The organism is Gordonia sp. NPDC003585 (genome assembly GCF_040610755.1).
Taxonomy (GTDB): Bacteria; Actinomycetota; Actinomycetes; order Mycobacteriales; family Mycobacteriaceae; genus Gordonia.
In genome coordinates, this window is the sequence record NZ_JBEXMX010000137.1 from 1 (window position 1) to 6705 (window position 6705).

The 6705-nt window shown below is 67.5% G+C and carries 7 protein-coding genes and 1 pseudogene; 1 reads left to right on the plus strand and 7 read right to left on the minus strand.

Annotation, left to right across the window (positions count from 1 at the left end):
• Window positions 1–174: 174 nt before the first annotated feature.
• The 4 genes from tatB to sigE all read right to left on the minus strand — a co-directional run bounded on the left by tatB (window position 175) and on the right by sigE (window position 3516).
• Window positions 175–651: a Sec-independent protein translocase protein TatB gene (gene tatB, locus ABZW74_RS23370; protein WP_355279761.1), complete on the minus strand. Its 477-nt coding sequence runs from the start codon at window positions 649–651 to the stop codon at window positions 175–177.
• Window positions 652–660: 9 nt separating this feature from the next.
• Window positions 661–2145 carry a trypsin-like peptidase domain-containing protein gene (locus tag ABZW74_RS23375; RefSeq protein WP_355279770.1) on the minus strand — a complete coding sequence of 495 codons (1485 nt, stop codon included), beginning with the start codon at window positions 2143–2145 and terminating at the stop codon, window positions 661–663.
• Window positions 2146–2225: 80 nt separating this feature from the next.
• Entirely contained in the window at window positions 2226–2765 is a 540-nt protein-coding gene (locus tag ABZW74_RS23380; protein ID WP_240858939.1) for an anti-sigma factor, read from the minus strand.
• A 145-nt stretch (window positions 2766–2910) separates the two neighbouring features.
• A complete protein-coding gene (gene sigE / locus ABZW74_RS23385) occupies window positions 2911–3516 on the minus strand; it encodes an RNA polymerase sigma factor SigE (protein WP_355279764.1) in 606 nt (201 codons plus the stop codon).
• 296 nt (window positions 3517–3812) lie between these two features.
• Here sigE and ABZW74_RS23390 point away from each other — a divergent pair, with 296 nt between their 5' ends.
• Window positions 3813–4451, plus strand: a complete 639-nt coding sequence (locus ABZW74_RS23390) for an O-methyltransferase (protein WP_240858930.1) — start codon at window positions 3813–3815, stop codon at window positions 4449–4451.
• 41 nt (window positions 4452–4492) lie between these two features.
• On the opposite strand, the gene ABZW74_RS23395 is transcribed toward ABZW74_RS23390, so the two are convergent.
• The 3 genes and pseudogenes from ABZW74_RS23395 to ABZW74_RS23405 all read right to left on the minus strand — a co-directional run.
• Window positions 4493–5605 carry an NDP-sugar synthase gene (locus ABZW74_RS23395; RefSeq protein WP_240858989.1) on the minus strand — a complete coding sequence of 371 codons (1113 nt, stop codon included), beginning with the start codon at window positions 5603–5605 and terminating at the stop codon, window positions 4493–4495.
• Between the two features lie 61 nt (window positions 5606–5666).
• Window positions 5667–6578: a glycosyltransferase family 2 protein gene (locus tag ABZW74_RS23400; protein ID WP_355279768.1), complete on the minus strand. Its 912-nt coding sequence runs from the start codon at window positions 6576–6578 to the stop codon at window positions 5667–5669.
• Between the two features lie 4 nt (window positions 6579–6582).
• Window positions 6583–6705: pseudogene (locus ABZW74_RS23405) on the minus strand (NAD(P)-dependent oxidoreductase); the annotation flags it as partial.

Here is a 6705-nt window from a genome sequence, read left to right on the forward strand (position 1 = left end):
CTCGCCGTGCGGCGCCGTGGCCTGGCGGGCATGAGCCTGGGCATCGACACCACCCGCCACGGCTGATCTCAGGGAGTCGCGACCGACACCCTGTGTCCTGTTGGAGAATCTGTTTGCTGCAGCACACAGATCACCCGATTCGACACAGGGTGTGTCCGCCAAGCCGCAGACAGATCAGGTGGCATCCCAGTCGGTGACCGACGGCCGTTCCGTGCTGCGCGGCCGGGGTGCTGCCTCGGAGGGACCCGACTTCGTGATGTCGATCTTCGACGTATCCACCCCCAAGGCGTCGGTAGGCAGGGGTTTGGAGACCGGCTTGATCGCCGGGGTATCGCCGTCCCGCTCGAAAGTCGTTGCCTCCGAAGCCATTCGGAAGACGGAGTCGTCTCCGTCGAGTAGATGTTTGGTGACGATCGAGCGGGGCGTCATGCCACGCAGCTCGTTGAGTTCCGCGAGCGGTTTGCGAAGATCCTCGAAATCGGGGCCGAGTTCCTCTTTGAGTTGGCTGGTGGCGCCCGACGCATAATCGCGAACCTGACGCAGCGACTTCATCGTCCACGACACCGCGCCGGGCAGACGTTCGGGACCGAGAATGATCAACCCGGCCACGATGAGGATCGCGATCTCTCCCCAACCCACGCTGCTGAACATGTCTACGCCTCAGTCACTGGCAGGCGTGACGGTGCCGTCGAAGACGCGCCCGTCGCGCCAATACTTGAATGGTGTTGCCTTGCCGATTGTCGCTGTTCGTACGGCGACGTTCAACTCGTCGGCACTCTCGACCGGACGGCCGTTGAAGGAGACGAAGACATCGTTCTCCCGAACACCCGCCCGATCGGCCGGACCGCCCGCGACGACGTTACGGACGAGCGCACCGAGCACCCGCTCGTTGCGCACCGAGCTGACGTTGACGCCGATCTGCGGATGAGTGACCTTGCCGTCCCGGATGAGGGCTTGCGCGATCGGTTGGGCCTGGCTGATCGGAATCGCGAAACCGAGTCCGATCGAACCGCCCCCACCGCTGCGGATGGCCGTGTTGATGCCGACGACCTGAGCACGGTCGTTGACGAGCGGACCGCCGGAGTTACCCGGATTGATCGCGGCGTCGGTCTGGATGGCGTCGATCACCGCGTCGGTGTCGGACTCGGCGTCCGGTGGCAGTGAGACGGCGCGGTTGAGCGCACTGACGATTCCGCTGGTCACCGTCCGGTTGAGGCCGAGCGGCGAACCGAAGGCAACCACTTCCTCACCGATCTGCAGATCGTTGGAGTTGCCGAGGTTCGCGACGACGAGATTGGCGACGTCATCGACCTTGATGACGGCGAGATCGGTCTTGATGTCGCGGCCGACGATGCGGGCGGGCACCCGGGAGCGGTCGGAGAACACCACCTCGAGCTTGGCGCTGCGATCGTTCGCGGCCTGCGAGATCACGTGATTGTTGGTGAGGATGTAGCCGTCGCCGCTGATGACGAAGCCCGAACCGGTACCGGAAGCGCTGGCGGTGCGCACGTCGATCTCGACCACCGAGCGCGCGACCTTCTGCGCCACCTGCGCAACCGAAGACCGCGGTGCGCCGTTCCCGACGGAATCGTCAGTGGCCAGTTCGACGGTATCGCTGTGCAAGGGTGCCGCCGTCTCCGCGGTCATCCGGCCGACAAGGCCCCCGAGGACACCGATGACCAGCGCGATCAGCGCAAGGATCACCAGCGCGACCCAGCTGACCCGCTTGCCCGACAGCACGTCGCGGACGCTCAGCTTGGGCCCGGCGACCGTGGGTTCTGCCGACTTCTCGGTGGCCACCGCAGGGGCGTCGAGGTGCGCCGCACTCTCTGGGTCCCGCCAGGGATCAGTGGGGGTCGGCGGTTCGTCTTTCTCGCCGTACGTGGCGAGCGGGTCGCGCTGAAGGGTCTCCGCGGATCCGTCCGGCCGACCGAAGGCTTCGGCGAGGACCGGGTCGGGTGCCGCGACCTGGGGCTGGGGCCGATTCGTCGTGGGGCCGGCAGCAAAGGAGCCACGCACTCCTGAGGGTCGTCCGAAGACCTGCGCGGCGGCCGGGGACACCGGGGCGTGGCGCGGGCGTGCGGGTGGCGGGGTCACCGACGACGTCGGTTCCGAGTTCTGTGGCCGCTCGAACGGGGAATTCACCGACGCCGGTGTGGCCGCAGCGTCGTCACGGGACTCATCAGATGTGCCGGGGGTGCCTGTCTCTCGGTTGTCATCCACGCTCAGCGACCCCACCGACGTGTCATCCGGCCCCGGGTCAACGGGGTTCCCGGTGTGATGGGTGCGGCAGGTGGCAGGCTGCGGCCCATACGGTCGGGGCCCATCCGGTCGGTCGGAGTGTCACGCGGGGTCATGTCGATCTCGCGGGTGGGGATCTGGGTGAGCTGGCTGAGCAACGAGTCCGGAATGGCGACCCGACCGGACTCACGAAGGCGGGCGCGGGCCGACGTCTGTGCGTCGACCGCAGCGACGCACTCGGGACACAACGCGAGATGGTGGGTGGCGCGCATGTGCGCGGTCATGCCCAGCTCACCGTCGACAAATGCTGCGACGGCTTCCGGGGCGAGGTGTTCGGTGGGGGCGAATTGTCTGCCGCCGGGGCTGCCCGGGCGACGATAGCCACGATTGGGTCCGATGGACGACGGTGCCGGATTCCAGTTACCGGGATTCCACGCCATGCGGCGGCGTCGAAAGCTCGGTGCCGACGCCGCGTCGGCGCCCTCGTCACCGCGGGCCGACCCACCACGATGGCCATCCATCATCGACAATTCACCCCTCTCCCGCGACGCGTGGTCGCATGCGACGTCCAAGCCTATCCGAAAGTGACAACGTCGCCTGGCGCGGCAAGGTTCCCGAGTCGCACGCATTCACCTCGACGTCACGACGCGGAACACGCGCCGGGCCAGCTCAGCGGCCGACTGCGACCGAACGGCTGTCCGTGTGGCCCTGTGCGGCGAGCGCGTCGCGAATGGTCTGCCGACCACGATGAATACGGCTTCGGACGGTGCCCAGCTTCACGCCCAGGGTGGTCGCGATCTCCTCGTAGGACAGACCCTCGATGTCACAGAGCACTACGGCGGCACGGAACTCCGGAGCCAACGAATCCAGGGCACGTTGGAGATCGGGATCAAGATTGCTCGCGTCGAAGATCTGCTGGGGATCGGGCGTGTCGGCGGGCACCCGGTCGTATTCCTCGGGCAGAGCCTCCATGCGGATCTTGCTGCGCCGCCGGACCATGTCGAGGAACAGGTTGGTGGTGATGCGGTGCAACCACCCTTCGAAGGTTCCCGGGCGATAGTTGGACAGCGACCGGAAGACGCGGATGAACGTCTCCTGGGTGAGATCCTCGGCGTCGTGCTGATTGCCCGACAACCGGTAGGCCAGGCGGTAGACCCGGTCGGCGTGCTCACGCACCAACTCGTCCCACGACGGCATGAGGAGTTCGTCGCCGGTGGCGTCGAATCCGGCGGTCCCGGTGAGGACCATGTCGGTGGACTCCAGGGGTTCGGTCATCGTCGGAGGTTTGTTCCCTTCTGGTGCTGTCGCATCGCCCGTCTGTCAGCGGTCTCCCGCTCGGTGCGGCGACTGTTCACTCCTGCGAACATCGGACATCGGGCGGGTATTCCGTCGGCCGCGATCTCAGCCTCTCCCACCGTCGTGTGGTCGCCGTATGAGACCCCTGAGGTTTCGCTGAGGATGTGGGACGGTCGCACAGGTCGAAACGAAATGGCCTGCTCGCGGGGTGCGCGAGGCCACTTTGTGGCGTGCCGTGACCACGATCCGGGGCGCATGCGGATTAACCTCGATGCGTGACCGACTCATCGCCTGCCGACCTCAACTCCTACGCGGAGTCGGCCATCGTCGAAGACGACGCATTGCTGGCCGCTCGCTCACGTGCCGACGAGTTGGGCACCGCCCCGGTCAGCCCCGCTGTCGGTGCGCTGCTGGCCGTGCTCGCGCGCGCCACCGATGCGCGGGCCGTGGTGGAGATCGGCACCGGAACCGGCGTGAGTGGACTCTGGCTGCTGAACGGTATGGCCGCCGACGGCGTGCTGACGACCATCGACCCCGAACCCGAACACCATCGCGCGGCGCGGCAGTCCTTCGCGGGCGGCGACATCCCGGCCGGCCGGACCCGCCTGATCAACGGCACGCCGCTCGAGGTACTCCCCCGCCTCACCGATGCCTCCTACGACCTGGTGTTCGTCGACGGCCCGCTGATCGACCATCCCCGGTTCGTCACCGAGGCGATCCGGATGCTGCGTCCGGGCGGAGTGGTCGTCGTGCACAACGCGACCGCGCAGGGGGCGGTCGGCGACCCCACGCGCAACGACCCACTGACCGCCGCAGCCCGCGAGGCCGCGATGCTCATCGCCGACGACGAACGACTCCTACCGGTGGTGATCCCGCTCGGCGCCGGCGTGCTCGCCGCCGCGAAAGCACGCTGAGCCCCTACTCACTCGCGCAACTGCGGCCAAGGCCGGGCCGATCAGACGTCGGTGGAGAACCGCACGCCGTTGTCCGGGATCTGGATGCCCGGCCAGACTCGTGCACCACGCAAGAGCTCGCAGCGCGCACCGATGTCGGCACCGTCTCCGATGACCGTGTCACGGATCAGGGCCCGCGGACCCACGCGAGCTCCGAAGCCGACGATGCTGCGTTCCACCACTGCACCCGCTTCGACGACTGCTCCGTCGAAGATGACTGCGCCGTCGAGTCGAGCGCGCGGCCCGATCTCGGCGCCACGGCCGACGACGGTACCGCCGATGAGCAGGGCACCCGGCCCCACGCCGGCACCCTCGTGGACCAGCGATTCGCCGTGGCGGTCGCCGAGTGCGGGTGACGGAGCGATGCCGCGCACCAGGTCGGCCGAGCCGCGCACGAAGTCTTCCGGGGTGCCCATGTCGCGCCAGTAAGCGTGATCGACGTGCCCGTGGATGTGCTTGCCCTCCAGCAGCAGACGCGGAAAGACCTCGCGTTCCACCGACACCGGCACTCCGGCCGGGATCGACTCGATGATCTCGCGTCGGAACACATACGTACCGGCGTTGATCTGGTCGGTCGGCGGGTCCTGGGTCTTCTCCAGGAACTCCGTCACACGCCCGTTCTCGTCTGTCGGAACGCACCCGAAGGCGCGAGGATCGCTGACCCGGACGAGATGCAAGGTGACGTCGGCGCCCGACTCACGATGTCCGCCGATGACGTCGCGAACGTCGGTGCCGCCGAGGACGTCACCGTTGAACACGACGATCGTGTCCGCGGTCAGCTCGTCGAGAACGTTCCGGATTCCGCCGCCGGTACCCAGCGGCTCGTCCTCGGTGACGTAGCGAAGGTGCAGTCCGAGCTTGGAACCGTCGCCGTAGTACTCGCTGAACACCGACGCCTTGAAGGACGTGCTCAACACCACATCCCGGATCCCCGCGGCCTGTATTCGGGACAGCAGGTGAGTCAGAAACGGCAACCCGGCCGTCGGCAGCATCGGTTTGGGCGCGGAGATGGTGAGCGGTCGCAGGCGCGTGCCCTTGCCCCCGACCAGCACCACTGCCTGCACGGCGTCGGCCTTGCCTGGGTCGATCTCACCTTCGGACACCGAGCCCCCCACGGTGTTCACATCCACTTGTCGGTTCCTTCCATCGGTCTGTTCCCCAACACTTCACCACCACTCACGATTTCTCGCTCGTTTCGGCAGATGAGGCCCGACGCGCCGAACGCACGGCGAGGCGCGACCGCACCGCCAGGCCGACCCGCAGCGCCAGCCGCAACGGCGCCCGCAACATCCCCGGGTTGCGGTCGGCCTGGAATTGATACGCGCTGAGATGGTGGGCGGGCAGCATCTTCTCCGGATTGCGTCCGGCCGTGTGACCCTTGGTGTGGATCACCTCGGCCGACGGGACGTAGACGTTGTCCCAGCCCGCGCGGCCGAGACGATCACCGAAGTCGACGTCCTCCATGTACATGAAGTAACGGGAGTCGAAGCCGTCGATCGCGTCGAACGCCTCGCGGCGCACCAGCAGACACGAGCCAGACAGCCAGCCGGCCCTCCGCTCGGTCGGTGACTCGTTCTCGGCCCGGTAGGCGGCCGTCCACGGATTGGATTTCCACACCGTGCCGAGGACGGCGTGACCGGTCCCGGACACCAGATCGGGGACCCTGCGTGCCGACGGGTACACCGATCCGTCCGGCTCATGGATCAACGGCCCGAGCGAGCCGGCGCGCGGCCACCGATCGGCCGCGGCCAGCAGCTCGTCGATGGATCCGGGCAGCCACTCGACGTCGGGGTTGGCGATCACGATGAATTCGATCTGCGGGTCGATCTGGGCCACCGCGAGGTTGATCGCCCCGCCGTAACCGATGTTGCCGCCGGTGCGCAGAAGGGTGACGCGCTCATGGTCGCGTTCGGCGGCCTCCGGCGCGCCGTCACCGGACTCGTTGTCGGCGATGATCACCCGGGGCCGTCGCTCGGTCGCCACCTGCAGGCTGCGCAGGAACGTCTCCAGATATTCACCGGACCAGTAGGTCACCGTCACCACTGCGACGTGATCGTCGGTGGGCAGACCTTCTCGGGGCACAGACACCGGCTCAGGGTAACGAACTACTTTCGGGCGCCGGCGCGGCGATCGCCTCGTCGAGGGCGGCACGCCACCCCCGCAGTGGTGTCAGACCGGCCGATGTCCACGACGCTTGCGAGAGCACCGAGTAGGC

Excerpts from the sequence above, each read along its gene's own strand:
- ABZW74_RS23380 (WP_240858939.1), bottom strand. The coding sequence starts at position 2,765 with ATGATGGATGGCCATCGTGGTGGGTCGGCCCGCGGTGACGAGGGCGCC.
- sigE (WP_355279764.1), bottom strand. The coding sequence starts at position 3,516 with ATGACCGAACCCCTGGAGTCCACCGACATGGTCCTCACCGGGACCGCC.
- tatB (WP_355279761.1), bottom strand. The coding sequence starts at position 651 with ATGTTCAGCAGCGTGGGTTGGGGAGAGATCGCGATCCTCATCGTGGCC.